Origin of the sequence: Nonomuraea sp. NPDC005692 (genome assembly GCF_040631115.1) — a bacterium.
GTDB lineage: Bacteria > Actinomycetota > Actinomycetes > Streptosporangiales > Streptosporangiaceae > Nonomuraea.
On the sequence record NZ_JBEXYU010000003.1, the window covers coordinates 372,025 to 389,681 of the forward strand.

Genomic DNA, 17,657 nt, shown 5'->3' on the forward strand with positions numbered 1-17,657 from the left:
TACCGGACGTCTGTACTCTTCTGCTCGTGAGTACGCAGCGGCGAGTAGTGATCGCGGAAGACGAGGCCCTGATCCGCCTCGACCTCAAGGAGATGCTCCAGGAGGACGGTTACGTCGTCGTGGGCGAGGCCGGTGACGGGGAGCAGGCGATCCGGCTCGCCGCCGACCTGCGGCCCGACCTCGTCATCCTCGACGTGAAGATGCCCGTGCTCGACGGCATCTCGGCGGCCGAGCGCATCGTGGCCGACCGGATCGCGCCGTGCCTCATCCTCACCGCCTTCTCCCAGCGTGACCTGGTGGAGCGGGCCCGCGACGCGGGGGCGATGGCCTACCTGGTCAAGCCGTTCACCAAGGCCGATCTGGTGCCGGCGATCGAGATGGCGGTCAGCAGGCACGAGGAGATGGTGGCGCTCAGCGCGGAGGTGTCCAGCCTTTCCGAGCGGCTGGAGACCCGCAAGCTGGTCGAGCGGGCCAAGGGCCAGTTGATGGCCCAGCACGGCTGGACGGAGCCGCAGGCGTTCCGGTGGATCCAGAAGGCGTCGATGGACCGGCGGCTGAGCATGCGGGAGGTTGCTCAGATCGTTATAGACGACGCGGCCGAGCGGGCATGAAAAGCGCCTATATCAGGTGATTTAGCCCCGCGGGTTGTGGCCTGGTCACGACTGGGCATCCAACCGGCTTCGGCTTCTTTCTGCGCAGGCGTCCCGGCGCATGCTGATGGGCGGACGGAAGGTCCGCTCATCTCGAACGGAGACGCTTTCGATGATCCGCATTTCCCGCGCGCTGGCCGTCGCCACAGCGGCGAGCCTGGCACTGGCGGCGTGTTCGACCGGCGGCACGACCGCCGGGACGGGCGCGACCGGAGCCGCGTCCGTGAAGCCCTCCTCGGCCGCCCCGGTCAAGGGGGACGGCACGCTGACGATCGGCACCGTGCTGCCCCAGACGGGCAATCTCGCGTATCTGGGACCACCCGAGTTCGCCGGGGTCGACCTGGCGCTGAAGGAGATCAACGACGCCGGGGGAGTGCTCGGCAAGCCGGTGGCGAAGATCGACACCGACTCGGGCGACACCACGACCAACATCGCCTCGCAGTCGGTGGACAAACTGCTCGGCCAGAAGGCCGACGCGATCATCGGCGCGGCGTCCTCGTCGGTGTCGGAGTCGATCCTGGACAAGATCACGCGGGCGGGCGTGGTGCAGTTCTCGCCGGCCAACACCTCCGACAAGTTCACCACGATCAACGACCAGGGCCTGTACTTCCGTACGGCGCCGCCGGACAAGCTGCAGGGCCGCGTGCTGGGCGACCTGGTGGTCTCCGACGGCAACGACACGGTCGGCATCCTGGCGATGCAGGACTCCTACGGCTCCGGCCTGGCCGACCAGGTGACCAAGACGGCCGAGGAGGCCGGTGCGACCGTGGTCGAGCGGGTGGACTACGACCCGAAGGCGGCCGAGTTCTCCGCGGACGTCGCCAAGATCAAGGCCAAGAACCCGAAGGCGATCGTGCTGATCGGCTTCGAGGAGACGGCGAAGGTCGTGCAGGAGCTGGTCAAGCAGGGCCTGACGGTCGACAAGGTCAAGTGGTACATGGTGGACGGCAACATGTCGAACTCCAACTACCTCAAGATGCCCAAGAGCACGCTGAAGGGCGTCAAGGGCACGATCCCGGGTGCCGCGGCCCCGGAGGCGTTCCAGAAGCGGCTGCTGACGGTGAACCCGAAGCTGACGAACTACACCTACGCGGCGGAGTCGTACGACGCGACGACCCTGATCGCGCTGGCGGCCGAGGCGGCCAAGGACGACTCGGGCACCGCGCTGGCCCCGAAGCTGATCGAGGTCAGCACGGGCGGCGAGAAGTGCCAGGACTTCAAGGCGTGCGCCGACCTGCTGAAGGCGGGCAAGGACATCGACTACGACGGCGTGAGCGGCCCGGTGGACTTCAACGACGCCGGTGACCCGTCGGTCGCGACGATCGGCGTCTACCAGTACGACAAGGACAACAAGTACGACGCGGCCAAGGCGCTCGAATATCGCAAGGGCAACATCGCCGGCTAGGCAGTGGCGGCTCCGAGCCGGACAACCCGCCATAACCACCCCAGTCCCGAAATTTCGGGCTGGGGTGGTTCATATGGAGTCATGACCGTAACGCTGATGAAACATGCAATTACAGAGGGTGATTGCGACATTACAAATTAGCATAAAAGTACCCGAAATCCCCCACATCTCCCCGTCAAAGAGGCATGCTGAGCTCGGAAAACGCAGCGAGGGAGATCGTTCCCCGCTGGGAATAAGGGGAGTCTCTTTTATGATCCGCATTGCTCCAGCAGGGCGCTTCCTGGCCGTCGCGGCAGCGGCGAGCCTGGCCCTGACGGCCTGTGGCGGCGGTGGCGACACGGCCGCGCAGCAGACCACGTCCGCGGCGCCGTCCTCTTCGGCCCCGGCCACCCAGACGGAGGCGGCCAAGGGCGACGGCACGCTCACGATCGGCACCGTGCTGCCGCAGACCGGTTCGCTGGCGTTCCTCGGCCCGCCCGAGTTCGCCGGCGTCGACCAGGCCGTCAAGGAGATCAACGACGCGGGCGGCGTGCTCGGCAAGCCGGTCACCAAGATCCACACGGACTCGGGTGACACCACCACGAACGTGGCCTCGCAGTCGGCGGACAAGCTGATCGCGCAGAAGGCCGACGCCATCATCGGCGCCGCCTCCTCGTCGGTGTCCGAGTCGATCATCGACAAGGTCACCGGTGCCGGCGTGGTGCAGTTCTCGCCCGCCAACACCTCTGACAAGTTCACCACGATCAGTGACCAGGGCCTGTACTTCCGTACCGCGCCCCCGGACAAGCTGCAGGGCCGCGTGCTCGGCGACCTGATCGCCGCCGACGGCAACGACACCATCGGCATCCTGGCCATGCAGGACTCCTACGGCTCCGGCCTGGCCGACCAGGTGACCAAGACCGCCGAGGCGGCCGGCGCCAGCGTCGTGGAGCGCGTGGACTACGACCCGAAGGCGGCCGAGTTCTCCGCGGACGTCGCCAAGATCAAGGCCAAGAACCCGAAGGCGATCGTGCTGATCGGCTTCGAGGAGGGCGCCAAGGTCATCCAGGAGCTGGTCAAGCAGGGCCTGACGGTCGACAAGGTCAAGTGGTACATGGTGGACGGCAACATGTCGAACACCAACTACCTCAAGATGCCCAAGGGCACGCTCAAGGGTGTCAAGGGCACGATCCCCGGCGCCGAGGCTCCGGAGGACTTCCGCAAGAAGCTCCTGGAGATCAACCCCAAGCTGGAGGACTACACCTACGCCGCCGAGTCCTACGACGCCTCGATCCTCATCGCCCTGGCGGCCGAGGCGGCCAAGGACGACAGCGGCAAGTCCATCGCCGCCAAGCTGCCCGAGGTCAGCAAGGGCGGCGAGAAGTGCAAGACCTTCAAGGAGTGCGCCGACCTGCTGAAGGCCGGCAAGGACATCGACTACGACGGCATCAGCGGCCCGATCGAGTTCAACGACGCCGGTGACCCCGCCGTGGCCACGATCGGCGTCTACCAGTACGGCGACGACAACAAGTACGCGCCCAAGGCCCTGGAGTACCGCACGGGCAACATCGAGGGCTGACCCTCACCCGCCGCCCAGGCCGCACACTCGCAACGAGTACTGGATCAACCGGTCCTGCAGCGGCTTGGGCGGCACCACGATCACCACCCGCTCGGGCCCGCCGTCCACGGTGGCCCGTACCGGGAACAGGAACGCCTTCTTGGCCTCGGCGAAGGCGTGCGGGTCGCAGCGGCCGGGGGTGAGCGTCACCGGCACCTCCAGCCGCTGCTGCCCGGTCTCCAGCACGGCCAGGGGCCGCCCGCCGGCGTCCGGCGTGATGATGTAGTGCGTGGTGCCGCCGAGCTCGGTCAGCGTCACCTTGCCGCCGCCGCGCCGGGTGACCACCAGGTTGCCGCGCATCTCCTTGCCCACCTGCTTCCAGTCGGGCCCGAACTCGATGCCGGCCGCCTCCTTGATGAGGAACTCCGAGCATTCGTCCCGTAGCAGGCGGGTCAGCAGCGGGCTGGGGTGCGGCACCTTGAAGACCACCCGGCGCGGCTGCTCGGCGCCGGCGCGGATGTTGGCCACGACGGTGGCGGGCTGGAGCTGCGGCAGCCCCGTGGGCAGGCAGTTGGCCGCGCCGAAGGTGATGCGCAGGTCGGTGCGCTCGGTCCGCTTGATCGTGGCGTCCGTCTTTTCCGGCGGCAACGTTTTGAACGACGGCGTCACGAGCTGGACGTCGGCGAAATACACGGGTATGCCGCTGGTATTACGGACGGCCACCTCCAGCGCGTGCACGGGCTCGTCGGAACGCCATTGCTCCAGCGTGACCGATACGCCGGCGGGAGGATCCGAGGAAGGCGGCGGGGGCGGCGGCGAGGAGGCGCACCCGGCAAGAAGGACCGCCGTGACAAGGACAGGCGTAAAACGCTTCACCCGTCGCACATTAAGCCTGCTAGCGCAGGTCCGTAAGTTGAGGACTGATTACGACTCCGCATCCAAGTGCCGACAGTTCACCCCGCCATCTGGTTCGAGTACACGGCGATTTTGTACGTTTCCGTCATTCGATCGGGAGCGCTCGGCGGTGCTGACGATCCCGGCCTGGAAATGAAGGAGACACTTCATGATCCGCATTGCTCCCGTGGGGCGGGCGCTGGCTGTCGTGGCCGCCACCAGCTTGGCCCTGACGGCCTGCGGCGGTGGCGGCAGCAACACCGCCACGCAGTCCTCGCAGCCGGCCGCGCCATCCTCGTCGGCTCCCGCGGCCAAGGGCGACGGCACCCTCACGATCGGTACGCTGCTGCCCCAGACCGGTTCGCTCGCCTTCCTCGGCCCGCCCGAGTTCGCCGGCGTCGACCTGGCCATCAAGGAGATCAACGAGGCCGGGGGCGTGCTGGGCAAGCCCGTCACCAAGTACGACACCGACTCGGGCGACACCACCACCAACATCGCCTCGCAGTCGGTGGACAAGCTCCTGGCCCAGAAGGCCGACGCCATCATCGGCGCGGCGTCCTCCTCGGTGTCGGAGTCGGTGATCGACAAGATCACGGGCGCGGGCGTCATCCACTTCTCGCCGGCCAACACCTCCGACAAGTTCACCACGATCGAGGACAAGGGCCTGTACTTCCGCACCTCGCCGCCCGACAAGCTGCAGGGCCGCGTGCTCGGCGACCTGGTGGTGTCCGACGGCAACGACACCGTCGGCATCCTGGCGATGCAGGACTCCTACGGCACCGGCCTGGCCGACCAGGTGCAGAAGACGGTCACCGACGGCGGCGGCGAGGTCGTCGAGCGCGTCGACTACGACCCCAAGGCCGCCGACTTCTCCGCCGACGTGGCGAAGATCAAGGCCAAGAACCCCAAGGGCATCGTGCTGATCGGGTTCGAGGAGACCGCCAAGGTCATCCAGGAGCTGGTCAAGCAGGGCCTGCCGGCCGACAAGCACAAGTGGTACATGGTCGACGGCAACACCTCCAACACGAACTACGCCAAGATGCCCAAGGGCACGCTTGAGGGCGTCAAGGGCACCATCCCGGGCGCGGCCGCTCCGGAGGAGTTTCAGAAGAAGCTCCTCGGCATCAACCCCAAGCTGGAGGACTACAGCTACGCCCCCGAGTCCTACGACGCGATGAACCTGCTCGCCCTGGCCGCCGAGGCCGCCAAGAGCGACGCGGGCACCGACATCGCGGCCAAGCTGGCCGAGGTCAGCAAGGCCGGCGAGAAGTGCAAGGACTTCAAGAGCTGCGTCGACCTGCTCAAGGCCGGCAAGGACATCGACTACGACGGCGTGAGCGGCCCGGTCGAGTTCAACGACGCCGGTGACCCCGCCGTGGCCACCATCGGCATCTACCAGTACGGCAAGGACAACAAGTACGCCACCAAGGCGCTGGAGTACCGCACCGGCAACATCGCCGGCTGATCAGCCTCCCGCAGCACCCCGAGAAGGGCCCGGTCCGCGCGGACCGGGCCCTTCCGGCATGTCCGTCATGCGCAGCCGGCCACGATCTGCTCGGCGGCGGCCCGGTACTGCCGCAGCAGCGCGACCTGCCGCGCGTGCGGCACGTCGTTCCTGGACAGGCCCGCGGTGGCCGTCTCGACGCTCTGGACGGCGGCGTGCAGCGAGGCCGGCAGCCGGTCGCCGAACTGGAGCGTGATGCCGCGCAGCTCGGCCAGCCGGCCGATGACGGCGTCCTCGAAGTACTGCTGCTCCTCCTGGCCCTTCGGCCTCAGCATCAGGTCGGCGTACCCGATGGCCGAGACCACGCGCGCGCACGGGCTGTCGGTCGGGTCGCCGCCGGTGCTGTACCGCTGCGCCGAGGAGGCGTCCTCCTGGCAGCCGACGAGCAGGACGGGCAGGACGAGCGCCACTGTCAGCATTCGTTTCACAGCGCTCATTAAAAAACGGAGAAGGGACCCCGGGGGAGCCCCTTCTCCGTTCGATTCGGTTACGCCTTGGCCAGCGTGCCCAGGTACAGCTCGATGACCTTGGGGTCGTTGGCGAGCTGCCGGCCGGTGCCGGTGTAGGCGTTGCGGCCCTGGTCGAGCACGTAGCCGCGGTGGCAGATCTGCAGGCAGCGGCGGGCGTTCTGCTCCACCATGATCACTGTCACGCCCGCCTTGTTGATCTGCTGGGCCTGGATGAAGACCAGGTCCTGGAGCTTGGGCGACAGACCCGCCGACGGCTCGTCGAGCAGCAGCACCGACGGCTCGGTCATGAGCGCCCTGGCCATGGCCACCATCTGCCGCTCACCGCCGGACAGGGAGCCGGCGCGCTGCTTGCGCCGCTCCTTGAGCGCCGGGAACAGCTCGGCGACGAACTCGAAGCGCTCCTTGAACTTGCCGGGCACCTGGAAGGCGCCCATCTCCAGGTTCTCCTCGATGGTGAGGCTGGGGAAGACGTTGTTGGTCTGCGGCACGTAGCCGACGCCGCGGGAGACCAGCGAGTGCGCCTTCATGTTCGTGATGTTCTCACCCTTGAGCAGCACCGTGCCGCTGCGGATGTTGACCAGCCCGAACATGGCCTTCAGCAGCGTCGACTTGCCGGCGCCGTTGGGGCCGATGATGCCGATCAGCTCGCCCTCTTTGACGTAGAGGTCGGAGCCGTTGAGGATGTTGACGCCCGGCAGGTAGCCGGCGATCAGCTCGTCGCACCGCAGCACGGCGTCTTCGGCGCCTTCCAGGTGCGCGGTGCGGTCGGTGACGGCCGCCTGCGACTCGGGGGCGGCCTCGGGGGCGTCGCTCACTTCTGCGTCTCCTCTTCGATCTCGGCCTCCAGAGCCGCCTCGGCCTCGTGGAGCTGCGACTCCAGTTCGGTGTCCGAGAGCGGGGCGTCGTGGTGGGCGCCGAGGTAGGCGTCGATCACGCGCTCGTCCGACATGATCGTGTCGGGTGGGCCCTCGGCGATCACGGCGCCCTGCGCCATGACGATCACCCAGTCGCTGATGTCGCGGACCATGTCCATGTCGTGCTCGACGAACAGCACCGTCATGCCCTGCTCACGCAGGTCCTTGACGTGGCCGAGCAGCGACTGGGTCAGGGCCGGGTTCACGCCCGCCATGGGCTCGTCCAGCATGACCAGCTCCGGCTGGACCATGAGGGCGCGGGCCATCTCCAGCAGCTTGCGCTGGCCGCCGGACAACGATCCGGCGAAGTCGTCCCGCTTGGCGCCGAGCTTGAAGCGTTCGAGGAGCTCCTCTGCGCGGACGGTGATCTCGTCCTCCTGGCCGCGCCACATCGACGGGATGAGCGCCCGCCAGAACGTCTCGCCCTTCTGCCGCTGGGCGCCCAGGCGCATATTCTCCATGACGGTCAGGCGGGACAGCGCCTTGGTGAGCTGGAAGGTGCGCACCATGCCGGCGCGGGCGACCTTGTGGGCCGGCACCCCGCTCATGCTGCGCCCGTTGAACGTCCACGAGCCGGAGTCGGCGGTGTCGAAGCCGGTGAGCTGGTTGAAGAAGGTCGTCTTGCCGGCGCCGTTGGGGCCGATCAGCGCGGTGATGGAGCCCCGCTGGATCTCGACGTGGCCGACCTCGACCGCGGTCAGGCCGCCGAAGCGGCGCACGACGTTGTCGACCGTGAGGATCGGGTCAGGCTTCGGCACGCCCGGGTCGCGGGCCAGGTCCTTGAAGGCGGCCAGCGCCGCGGCCTTGCGCTCGGTGGCCGTGGTTTCAGCGTGCATTGATTGCTATCTCCCTCTTGTCGCCGAAGATGCCCTGTGGCCGGAAGATGAGCAACAGGACGAGACCCAGGCCGACCAGGATCCAGCGGACGGCGCCCACCTGGTTCGTGTCCATGAAGGTGATGATCCCGGCGCCGACGGCCTCGGACAGCACGCCGTAGATCAGGACGAGCAGCACCCAGAAGATCGACGCGCCCACGACGGGGCCGAGCACGCGGGCGGCGCCGCCGAGGATGACCATCGTGTACGCGTAGAACGTGGTCTCGGTGCCGAAGATGTCGGGCTGGACGGAGGCGTAGGCCAGGCCGTAGATGAAGCCGCCCAGGCAGCCCACGACGCCGCCCAGGATGAGCGACTGCATCTTGTAGGAGAAGACGTTCTTGCCGAGGCTGCGCACGGCGTCCTCGTCCTCGCGGATGGCCTTGAGCACGCGGCCCCACGGGCTCTTCATCAGCAGGTAGACCAGCCCGCAGCACAGGGCGATGAGCACCCAGCCGACGGTCAGCACCCACAACACCCGGTGGTTGAAGAACAGGGGGACGGAGCCGAGGTTGAAGCCGTACTGGCCCTCGGGGTAGGGGTTGAGCGCGTAGAAGCCGTCGGAGAAGCCGCGCTGGCCGTCCGAGCCGCCGAAGACGCTCTTGAACGCCACCGAGCGGAACACCAGCCGGACGATCTCGGCCGCCGCGATGGTCACGATGGCCAGGTAGTCGGCGCGCAGCTGGAGGGTCGGGATGCCGAGCAGGATCGCCAGGAGCACCGCGGCGAGCAGGCCGACGATGATGCCGACCCAGAACGGCAGGCCCATCACGGTGACGGTGACGGCCAGGCCGTACCCGGCCACGCCCATGAACGCCGCCTGGCCGAAGTTGAGCAGGCCGGTGTAGCCGAATTGGATGTTGATGCCGATCGCGGCGAGCGCGTACAGCACGGTCTCGACGCCGACCGCGGACTTCAGCGTCGTGCTGATGATCGTGATCCAGTCCATTCTGATCCTCCCCCGATCAGCCGATTCGCTCGCGGCGGCCCAGGATGCCCTGGGGCCGGACGAGGAGCACGATGATGAGCACGACCAGCGCGCCGACGCTCTTGAGCTCCGGCGGCACCCACAGGGTCGAGACCTGGATGAACAGGCCGACCACCAGCGAGCCGACCAGCGCGCCGAAGGCGGTGCCGAGCCCGCCGAGCGTGACGCCGGCGAAGATGAGCAGCAGGATGTCCTGGCCCATCGTGTACTTCAGGTTCTGGGAGAGCCCGAGCATGATGCCGGCCAGCGCCGCGATGGCGCCGCCCAGGGTCCAGATGATCCGGATGACCCGGTCGACGTTGATGCCGGACGAGGCCGCGAGCGCGGGGTTGTCCGACACGGCCCTGGCCGCCTTGCCGGTACGGGTGCGCAGCAGCGCGAAGCCGACCAGCAGCAGCACGGCCAGCTCGATGCCCATCGCCACGAAGTTCTTGGGCGCCGCGGAGATCGGCCCGAACTCGACGCCCGGCTGGGCCGTGTACTGGGCGTAGGCCTCGTTCTGGCCGCCGAAGAAGATCAGCATGACGTAGCGCATGACCAGCGCGACGCCGATGGAGACGATCATCATGGCGACGATGCCGGTGCCGCGCCTGCGCAGCTGGCCCCAGAAGAGCCGGTCCTGGGCGTACCCGAACGCGCCGCCCAGCGCCACGGCGAGCACCGCGGCGGGTATGAGATGGAGGCCGAAGCCCACGTTGAACATGTACGCCAGCACGGCGCCGAGCGTGACCAGCTCGCCGTGGGCGAAGTTGGTCAGGCCGGTCGTGCCGTAGATCAGCGACAGGCCGAGCGCGGCCAGGGCGATGATCAGCCCGAGGTTGAGCCCCTCGAAGGCGAGCTGCGCCGCGGTGTCCCAGACGCTGCTCTCCCCGCTCTCGTCTCCCTGCGGCTGCCCGGCGACACCCTTGGCCTGCAACGCGAACAGCACGGTCGAGCAGTTGCCCTCGAAGACGGTCGGCGTGCGGACGTTGCTGCCCCCGCGCACCTCGGCGTTCTTCGGAAGGGAGTTCGGGTCAAGGGTGACCTTGAACTTGCCCTTGTCGGTAGGAACTTCCCACGTGCCCTGTGCGTTTGTAGTGACCTCCTTGACGGGTTGTCCGCCCTCGGTGGTCACGGCGATTTTGACGCCGTTCACTGGCTGGCCTTGGAGTTTGAGCGTCCCCTTCAAACCCTGGCATCCGGCCGGCCCCGCCTGCGCGGGACTGGCCAGCAGGAAGATGAGTCCACCCAGGAAGGCCGTGAACGCGATCACGGCTCTGCGCAATGGTGCTCCCTCAAATAGGTCAAGGCGGGGTTGTACCCCTCCATCTCGACACGCGCGCATCGCAGGCACAACTGGGATGCAATGGCGGGAGCTTATTCCGCAGACGCCCGTTTCAGTATGGTTCGTCACCAATTAGTGACATGCGTGTGCCACACATGTGAGCAAACAACGCGGCAGGTCAGGGGCTAAATGAGGGAAGACGCCTGGCCCACGCCGAAAACGAAACGGTAACGATGGGGAGAAAACGTGGACGAGCCCGCGGAGCGGCCTTTGGGGCCATGTAGGGCTTCCCCGGCCGTACACGTTATCTACCGGGCCTCCCCGCGGGCTCTGTTCGGACAACCGTAGCGATCGATGGGGCCGCTGCGCAAAGGTTCGGTCAAAGTGACGTCAGGGGCGCTGGTCGCGCAGCATGCACGTCAATCTGGAGGTGCACACCCGCCGTCCCTCCTCGTCGGTGATCTCGATGTCGTACGTCGCCAAAGTGCGTCCGCCGTGCAACCGCGTCGCGACCCCGGTCACGTACCCGGAGGTCGCCGAGCGGTGATGGGTGGCGTTGATCTCGATGCCGACGGCGATGCGGCCGGGGCCGGCGTGGATCGCCGCGGCCACCGAGCCGAGCGTCTCGGCCAGCACCGCCGACGCGCCGCCGTGCAGCAGGCCGTAGGGCTGGGTGTTGCCCTCGACCGGCATCCTGCCGACGACGCGCTCGGGCCCGGCCTCGACGAACTCGATGCCCATGCGGTGGGCCAGCGTGCCCTCGTGCACCGCGCCGTACGCGGAGAAGTCAAGAGGATCGGTCTGCGTCAAGGGGATGTCTCCACTCTTCCGAGCTCGGGTTTTCTGTCGTTGACGCAGACTAGGCTGCGTACGTGCCGAAGAGTGAAGTGACCCCCAGCCGCCCGTGCCTGTTGCTGCTTGACGGGCATTCCCTGGCCTACCGCGCCTTCTACGCGCTCAAAGACGCCAACCTCATGACCACCGACGGTCAGCACACCGAGGCGGTCTACGGGTTCACCTCGATGCTGACGAACATCCTGCGCGACGAGCAGCCGACCCACGTGGCGGTGGCCTTCGACCGGTCGGAGCCGACGTTCCGCCACGAGGAGTACTCCGACTACAAGGCCAACCGGAGCGAGACCCCCGAAGACTTCCGCGGCCAGATGCAGCTCATCTACGAGCTGCTCGACACGCTGCGCATCCCGCACCTGTCCAAGGCGGGCTTCGAGGCCGACGACCTCATCGCCACCCTGGCCACCCGCGCGGCCGGCGACGGGATGAACGTGCTGATCGTCACCGGCGACCGCGACGCCCTGCAGCTCGTCAACGAGCACGTCACCGTGCTGATGACGCGCCGCGGCATCAGCGACATGACGCGGTTCACCCCCGAGGCGGTCGAGGAGAAGTACGGCCTGACCCCGGCCCAGTACCCCGACTTCGCCGCCCTGCGCGGCGACCCCAGCGACAACCTGCTGTCCATCCCCAGCGTCGGCGAGAAGACCGCGGCCAAGTGGGTGCGCGAGTTCGGCTCGCTCACCGCCCTGGTCGACCGCGTCGACGAGGTCAAGGGCAAGGTCGGCGACAAACTGCGCGAGCACGTCGCCCAGGTGCTGATGAACCGCCGCCTGACCGAGCTGCTGCGCGACGTGCCGCTCGACGTCGAGCTCGGCGACCTCACCCAGGGCGCGTGGGAGCGCGAGGAGATCAACAAGCTGTTCGACACCCTCCAGATCCGCGGCGAGCTGCGCGAGCGCGTCTTCAAGGTGCTCGGCACCGGCGAGGCGGAGCCCGAGCAGGGCTTCGAGGTCGAGACCGTCATCCTCGGGCCCGACCGGGTGGCCGGCTGGCTGGCGGCGCTCCCGCAGGGCCGCGCCGGGCTGGCCTTCAAGGGCTCTTACGGCAGCGGCTCGGGCCGCATCGACGGCATCGCCATCGCCTCGCCCGACGGCACCGCCGCCCACATCGACCCCGTCAAGCTCACCGAGGCCGACGAGGCGGCGCTGCGGGCCTGGCTGGGCGACCAGAGCAGGCCCAAGGCCGTCCACGACGCCAAGGGCCCGATCCTGGCCCTGTGGGCCCAGGGCATGGAGCTGCGCGGCCTGAGCTGCGACACCGCGCTGGCCGCCTATCTCGCCATGCCGGGCCAGCGCACGTTCGCGCTGGAAGACCTGGCCAGGCGCTACCTCCACCGCGACCTGCGGGCCGAGGAGGAGTCCGGCGGCCAGGCCGCGCTGTTCGGCGACGACGAAGACGCGCCGGCCAAAGACCTCGCGCTGCGCGCCCACGCCGTGCGCGAGCTGGCCGAATCCCTCGAGGGCTTCCTGGCCGGCCGCGGCGGCACCCAGCTCCTGACCGACGTCGAGCTGCCGCTGCTGTCGGTGCTGGCCGAGATGGAGCGGGCCGGCATCGCCGTCGACAGCCAATACTTCGCGGGCCTGGAGGCCGAGTTCGGCGCCGCGGTCAAGCACGCCGTGGAGGAGGCCCACCGCTCGGTCGGCGAGCAGTTCAACCTGGGCTCGCCCAAGCAGCTCCAGGAGATCCTGTTCACCCGGCTCAACCTGCCGAAGACGAAGAAGATCAAGACCGGCTACAGCACCGACGCCGACCAGCTCGCCTGGCTCGCCACCCAGACCGAGCACGAGCTGCCGACGATCATGCTGCGCCACCGCGACCAGCAGAAGCTGCGCACCACGGTCGAGGGCCTGATCAAGGAGGTCGGCGACGACGGGCGCATCCACACCACGTTCAACCAGATCATCGCCGCGACCGGCCGCCTGTCGTCGGAGAAGCCCAACCTGCAGAACATCCCGATCCGCACCGCCGAGGGCCGCCGCATCCGGCAGGGCTTCGTGGTCGGCGAGGGCTACGAGCGGCTGCTGACGGCCGACTACAGCCAGATCGAGCTGCGCATCATGGCCCACCTGTCCGGCGACGAGTCGCTGATCGAGGCCTTCGAGTCCGGCCACGACTTCCACCAGGCCACCGCGGCCCGGGTGTTCGACCTGCCGCCCGAGCAGATCGACAGCGAGCTGCGGGCGCGCATCAAGGCGATGAACTACGGCCTGGCCTACGGCCTGTCCGACTTCGGCCTGTCCGGGCAGCTCAACATCCCGGTCTCGGAGGCGCGGGCGCTGAAGGAGGAGTACTTCACCGAGTTCGGCGGCGTGCGCGACTTTCTGCAGGCCATCGTGGCCCAGGCGCGCACCGACGGCTACACCGAGACGATCATGGGCCGCCGCCGCTACCTGCCCGACCTGACCAGCGACAACCGCCAGCGCAGGGAGATGGCCGAGCGCATGGCGCTCAACGCCCCCATCCAGGGCTCGGCGGCCGACATCATCAAGGTCGCCATGCTCCACGTCCACCAGGCCATCGCCGAGGAGGGGCTGGCCTCGCGGATGTTGCTGCAGGTCCACGACGAGCTGGTGTTCGAGGTCGCGCCGGGCGAGCTGGAGACGCTGCGGCAGCTCGTGTGCGACCAGATGAACGCCGCCTACCACCTGCGCGTTCCGCTGGAGGTCTCGGTGGGCGTCGGGCGTACGTGGCAGGACGCCGGCCACTGACCATGTTTATCCCGACACGGCGGGGCAGACCGACATATCGCGAACGGCGTGGCCCCGCCGTCTCCGGGGCTTCTCGTCTACGCTGAAGATAGTTTTGGCCGAGATGCGGGAGATTTGTGCGGGTACCAGCGTCCTTCACGCGGATCATCGCAATCGCGAACGCGGCCGTGGTGACCGTGGCCGTCGTCGGGCTGAGTCTCTTACCTGACGGTGAGACTCCTACTACCCAGGCGTCGGCCCGGGTCGGCGTGATCGCTCCCGTCTCACCCCCGCAGGGGCAGCCGCAGGACACCTCCCAGCCTCCCGGCGTGGTCGCCACCCCCGAGTTCGCCCGGCAGGTGCGCGCCAACGAGGCGGGCATGGTGCCGATCATCATGTACCACCGGATCCTGCGCAAGCGCGTGGCCTCCATCGACCGCACCCCCGATCAGCTCAGGCAGGAGCTGGAGAAGCTGGCCAGGCAGGGCTACGTGCCCATCACGGCCAGGGAGTTCGCCACCGGCGACATCCGGGTGCCGGCCGGGCGGTTCCCGGTCGTGCTGACGTTCGACGACGGTCACCCGAGCCACTTCGCGCTCGACGACGCGGGCAACCCCAAGCCCGACACCGCCGTCGGCGTGATCCTCGACGTGGCCGCCCGTTATCCCTCGTTCCGGCCGGCCGCGACGTTCTGGATCACCCGTGAGCCGTTCGGGCTGCGCGATCAGGAGCGGCAGGCGGCCGCGGTGCGGTGGCTGGTCGATCACGGCTTCGAGGTGGCCAACCACACCTGGTCCCATCCGGACCTGCGGCGGCTGGGGAAGAAGAAGGTGCGCGAGCAGATCGTCCGGCTGGAGCGGCTGCTCAAGAAGCTGGGGGCGCCGCCGGACAAGACCCTGGCCCTGCCGTACGGGTCGGTGCCGCGGCCCAAGAAGCTCGCCCGGACCGGCTCCTGGGACGGGACCCGCTATGATTTCGCCGGCGTGTTCCTCGCCGGGGCCCAGCCGTCCCTTTCGCCCTTCGCGAAAGACTACGACCGTGGGGCGATCCAGCGGATCCAGAGCAACGGCAAGCGGGGAGAGTGCCGCAAGTGGTGCTCCCAGTACTGGCTGGAGTGGCTGAACAAGCACCCTGGCGAGCGCTACGTCTCGGACGGCGATCCCACGCGGATCTCCATCCCGCGCAAACTACGGGGTAATATCAACCCCAAGCGGGAGTCCCAGATCATCGCGTACTGATGTGCCTCCGGATTGACCCCGTGGCCAAGGTCTCATATGCTGATCGCTGCGCTGTGGGCTCGCGCGCGCCTCAGACGGAGCGGGCTCGCGCTCGGTCACGTCGATGTCGTAATTCCTCGGCTTGATGCGGAAGAGGGCCTGCCGCGCATCCGCCACATCGACATCCTGTCCGCGTTCGGAGCAATTCCACACATGACGTCCAGCACTGAGGCCACCTCGAGCACCCCGCAGGTAGCGGTCAACGACATCGGGTCCGAGGAAGCCTTCCTCGCAGCGATCGACGAGACCATCAAATACTTCAACGACGGCGACATCGTCGAGGGCACCGTCGTCAAGGTCGATCGAGACGAGGTCCTTCTCGATATCGGCTACAAGACCGAGGGTGTCATCCCCTCGCGCGAGCTTTCGATCAAGCACGATGTCGACCCTGCTGACGTCGTGGAGGTCGGGGAGCACGTCGAGGCCCTGGTTCTCCAGAAGGAGGACAAAGAGGGCCGCCTGATCCTGTCCAAGAAGCGTGCGCAGTACGAGCGCGCCTGGGGCACGATCGAGAAGATCAAGGACGAGGACGGCATCGTCACCGGTACCGTCATCGAGGTCGTCAAGGGTGGTCTCATCCTCGACATCGGCCTGCGCGGCTTCCTCCCCGCCTCCCTGGTCGAGATGCGACGGGTCCGCGACCTGCAGCCGTACGTCGGCCGCGAGCTCGAGGCGAAGATCATCGAACTCGACAAGAACCGCAACAACGTGGTTCTCTCCCGCCGCGCCTGGCTGGAGCAGACGCAGTCCGAGGTTCGCCAGACGTTCCTCAACACCCTGCAGAAGGGCCAGGTCCGCAAGGGCGTCGTCTCCTCGATCGTCAACTTCGGCGCCTTCGTCGATCTTGGCGGGGTCGACGGTCTGGTCCACGTGTCCGAGCTGTCCTGGAAGCACATCGACCACCCGTCCGAGGTCGTCGAGGTGGGCCAGGAGGTCACGGTCGAGGTCCTCGACGTCGACATGGAGCGCGAGCGCGTCTCCCTGTCGCTCAAGGCCACGCAGGAAGACCCGTGGCAGCAGTTCGCCCGTACCCACCAGATCGGCCAGGTCGTGCCGGGCCGCGTCACCAAGCTGGTGCCGTTCGGTGCGTTCGTCCGGGTCGAGGAGGGCATCGAGGGCCTGGTCCACATCTCCGAGCTGGCCGAGCGCCACGTGGAGATCCCGGAGCAGGTCGTCCAGGTCGGCGACGAGATCTTCGTGAAGATCATCGACATCGACCTCGACCGTCGTCGCATCAGCCTCTCGCTGAAGCAGGCCAACGAGGGTGTCGGCACCGAGGTCGAGTTCGACCCGACCCTCTACGGCATGGCGGCCACGTACGACGACCAGGGCAACTACATCTACCCCGAGGGCTTCGACCCGGAGACCGGGGAGTGGCTCGAGGGCTTCGACAAGCAGCGTGAGGAGTGGGAGCGGCAGTACGCCGAGGCCCAGACGCGCTTCGAGGCTCACCGCAAGCAGATCGAGGAGGCCCGCAAGGCCGAGGCGGAGGCCGGCGAGGCCGCTCCCTCGTCCTACAGCGGCGAGACCGCTCCTCCGTCGGGCAGCTCGTCGTCGGCTCCGGCCAGCGGCGCGCTCGCCTCTGACGAGGCGCTCGCAGCCCTCCGCGAGAAGCTCGCGGGCGGCCAGAGCTAAGGCTCAGCCTTGAAAGGCCCCGCACGGGTTTCCGTGCGGGGCTTTTTCATGCCTTTTTCTGGGACGGGCATCGCGGGAGAGCCTTGCCGCCCGGGGGTTCTTTTGTGATGCCCTTTCGCATCGACATTCCGTGAGCCCGCCCTCGACGGCTTCACGGAGCGGCCACGCCGCATCTCGTGGGGCAGGGGCCGCTGCCGGGCGAAGGTGGCCGGGGCATGCCGGTTGGCCGCCTGCGGGAGCCGCCCACGTGCCGGGCGTGCTGGTTCGACGGGTCCCGGCCATCGGTTTGCGCGGCACCGCTGAGGGGGTCGCCTTCTCACCGTTTCCCGGGCGTCGGGGGAGCGGCCGTGGAGCATCGCCCGCCCGGCTCGGACGTGGGCCGAGCTCATGTCCCGCCCGGCCACGACGGGTACGGCCGCCCCGTGGAGGCGCTGCTCACACCCGGCTCGCCGCGAGCGCGGGGGGCCGCCCTCCCTGCCGGACTCAGCAGGAGCGGGGGCCGGCCATAAGCAGCAGGGAGTACCGACGAGGGTCCTATGGGGCTGGCGATCGAGCAGTGGGCGGCGGTGTCGCACGGCGCTGGCGAGGGTGCGGGGCGTCGCGTTCCGCAGGCGTGATCTGTGGTGGGGAGCCTGAGTCGCATGGTGGGCCTGGGGACAGCTTTCTCTGACCGGTGACGGGTGCGGGCTTCGGTGGCACGGA

General features: G+C 68.1%; 14 protein-coding genes. 7 read left to right on the forward strand and 7 right to left on the reverse strand.

Annotated elements, in window-relative coordinates:
- The first annotated feature begins 26 nt into the window (after window positions 1–26).
- The 3 genes from ABZ459_RS09995 (at window position 27) to ABZ459_RS10005 (ending at window position 3,613) form a co-directional block, all read left to right on the forward strand.
- Window positions 27–611: a response regulator gene (locus ABZ459_RS09995; protein ID WP_357968205.1), complete on the forward strand. Its 585-nt coding sequence runs from the start codon at window positions 27–29 to the stop codon at window positions 609–611.
- A 151-nt stretch (window positions 612–762) separates the two neighbouring features.
- Window positions 763–2,055 carry an ABC transporter substrate-binding protein gene (locus tag ABZ459_RS10000; protein WP_357968207.1) on the forward strand — a complete coding sequence of 431 codons (1,293 nt, stop codon included), beginning with the start codon at window positions 763–765 and terminating at the stop codon, window positions 2,053–2,055.
- Window positions 2,056–2,305: 250 nt separating this feature from the next.
- Window positions 2,306–3,613, forward strand: a complete 1,308-nt coding sequence (locus tag ABZ459_RS10005; protein WP_357968209.1) for an ABC transporter substrate-binding protein — start codon at window positions 2,306–2,308, stop codon at window positions 3,611–3,613.
- A 3-nt stretch (window positions 3,614–3,616) separates the two neighbouring features.
- Here ABZ459_RS10005 and ABZ459_RS10010 read toward each other — a convergent pair whose 3' ends face one another.
- Complete coding sequence (locus tag ABZ459_RS10010; RefSeq protein WP_357968210.1) at window positions 3,617–4,330, reverse strand: hypothetical protein; 714 nt, start codon at window positions 4,328–4,330, stop codon at window positions 3,617–3,619.
- 325 nt (window positions 4,331–4,655) lie between these two features.
- Here ABZ459_RS10010 and ABZ459_RS10015 point away from each other — a divergent pair, with 325 nt between their 5' ends.
- Window positions 4,656–5,951 carry an ABC transporter substrate-binding protein gene (locus tag ABZ459_RS10015; protein ID WP_357968212.1) on the forward strand — a complete coding sequence of 432 codons (1,296 nt, stop codon included), beginning with the start codon at window positions 4,656–4,658 and terminating at the stop codon, window positions 5,949–5,951.
- A 65-nt stretch (window positions 5,952–6,016) separates the two neighbouring features.
- Here ABZ459_RS10015 and ABZ459_RS10020 read toward each other — a convergent pair whose 3' ends face one another.
- From ABZ459_RS10020 to ABZ459_RS10045, 6 genes are all read right to left on the reverse strand, one after another.
- Entirely contained in the window at window positions 6,017–6,418 is a 402-nt protein-coding gene (locus tag ABZ459_RS10020; protein WP_352358300.1) for a hypothetical protein, read from the reverse strand.
- 59 nt (window positions 6,419–6,477) lie between these two features.
- Window positions 6,478–7,275 (reverse strand): ABC transporter ATP-binding protein, encoded by a 798-nt coding sequence (locus tag ABZ459_RS10025; RefSeq protein WP_352331023.1) that lies wholly within the window; start codon window positions 7,273–7,275, stop codon window positions 6,478–6,480.
- Complete coding sequence (locus ABZ459_RS10030) at window positions 7,272–8,210, reverse strand: ABC transporter ATP-binding protein (protein WP_357968216.1); 939 nt, start codon at window positions 8,208–8,210, stop codon at window positions 7,272–7,274. The genes ABZ459_RS10025 and ABZ459_RS10030 overlap by 4 nt, the downstream gene beginning before the upstream one ends.
- Window positions 8,200–9,198 (reverse strand): branched-chain amino acid ABC transporter permease, encoded by a 999-nt coding sequence (locus ABZ459_RS10035; RefSeq protein ID WP_352358296.1) that lies wholly within the window; start codon window positions 9,196–9,198, stop codon window positions 8,200–8,202. The genes ABZ459_RS10030 and ABZ459_RS10035 overlap by 11 nt, the downstream gene beginning before the upstream one ends.
- Window positions 9,199–9,214: 16 nt before the next feature.
- Window positions 9,215–10,501 (reverse strand): branched-chain amino acid ABC transporter permease, encoded by a 1,287-nt coding sequence (locus tag ABZ459_RS10040; protein ID WP_357968219.1) that lies wholly within the window; start codon window positions 10,499–10,501, stop codon window positions 9,215–9,217.
- Window positions 10,502–10,891: 390 nt separating this feature from the next.
- Entirely contained in the window at window positions 10,892–11,269 is a 378-nt protein-coding gene (locus tag ABZ459_RS10045) for a hotdog fold thioesterase (protein WP_357968514.1), read from the reverse strand.
- A gap of 104 nt (window positions 11,270–11,373) precedes the next feature.
- On the opposite strand from ABZ459_RS10045, the gene polA reads away from it, so the two are divergent.
- From polA to rpsA, 3 genes are all read left to right on the forward strand, one after another.
- Window positions 11,374–14,064 (forward strand): DNA polymerase I, encoded by a 2,691-nt coding sequence (gene polA / locus ABZ459_RS10050; protein WP_357968220.1) that lies wholly within the window; start codon window positions 11,374–11,376, stop codon window positions 14,062–14,064.
- A 248-nt stretch (window positions 14,065–14,312) separates the two neighbouring features.
- On the forward strand, window positions 14,313–15,281 hold the full coding sequence (locus tag ABZ459_RS10055; protein WP_357968223.1) for a polysaccharide deacetylase family protein: 969 nt from the start codon (window positions 14,313–14,315) through the stop codon (window positions 15,279–15,281).
- A 192-nt stretch (window positions 15,282–15,473) separates the two neighbouring features.
- Window positions 15,474–16,955 carry a 30S ribosomal protein S1 gene (rpsA, locus tag ABZ459_RS10060; protein ID WP_352358288.1) on the forward strand — a complete coding sequence of 494 codons (1,482 nt, stop codon included), beginning with the start codon at window positions 15,474–15,476 and terminating at the stop codon, window positions 16,953–16,955.
- The last annotated feature ends 702 nt before the right edge of the window (window positions 16,956–17,657 follow it).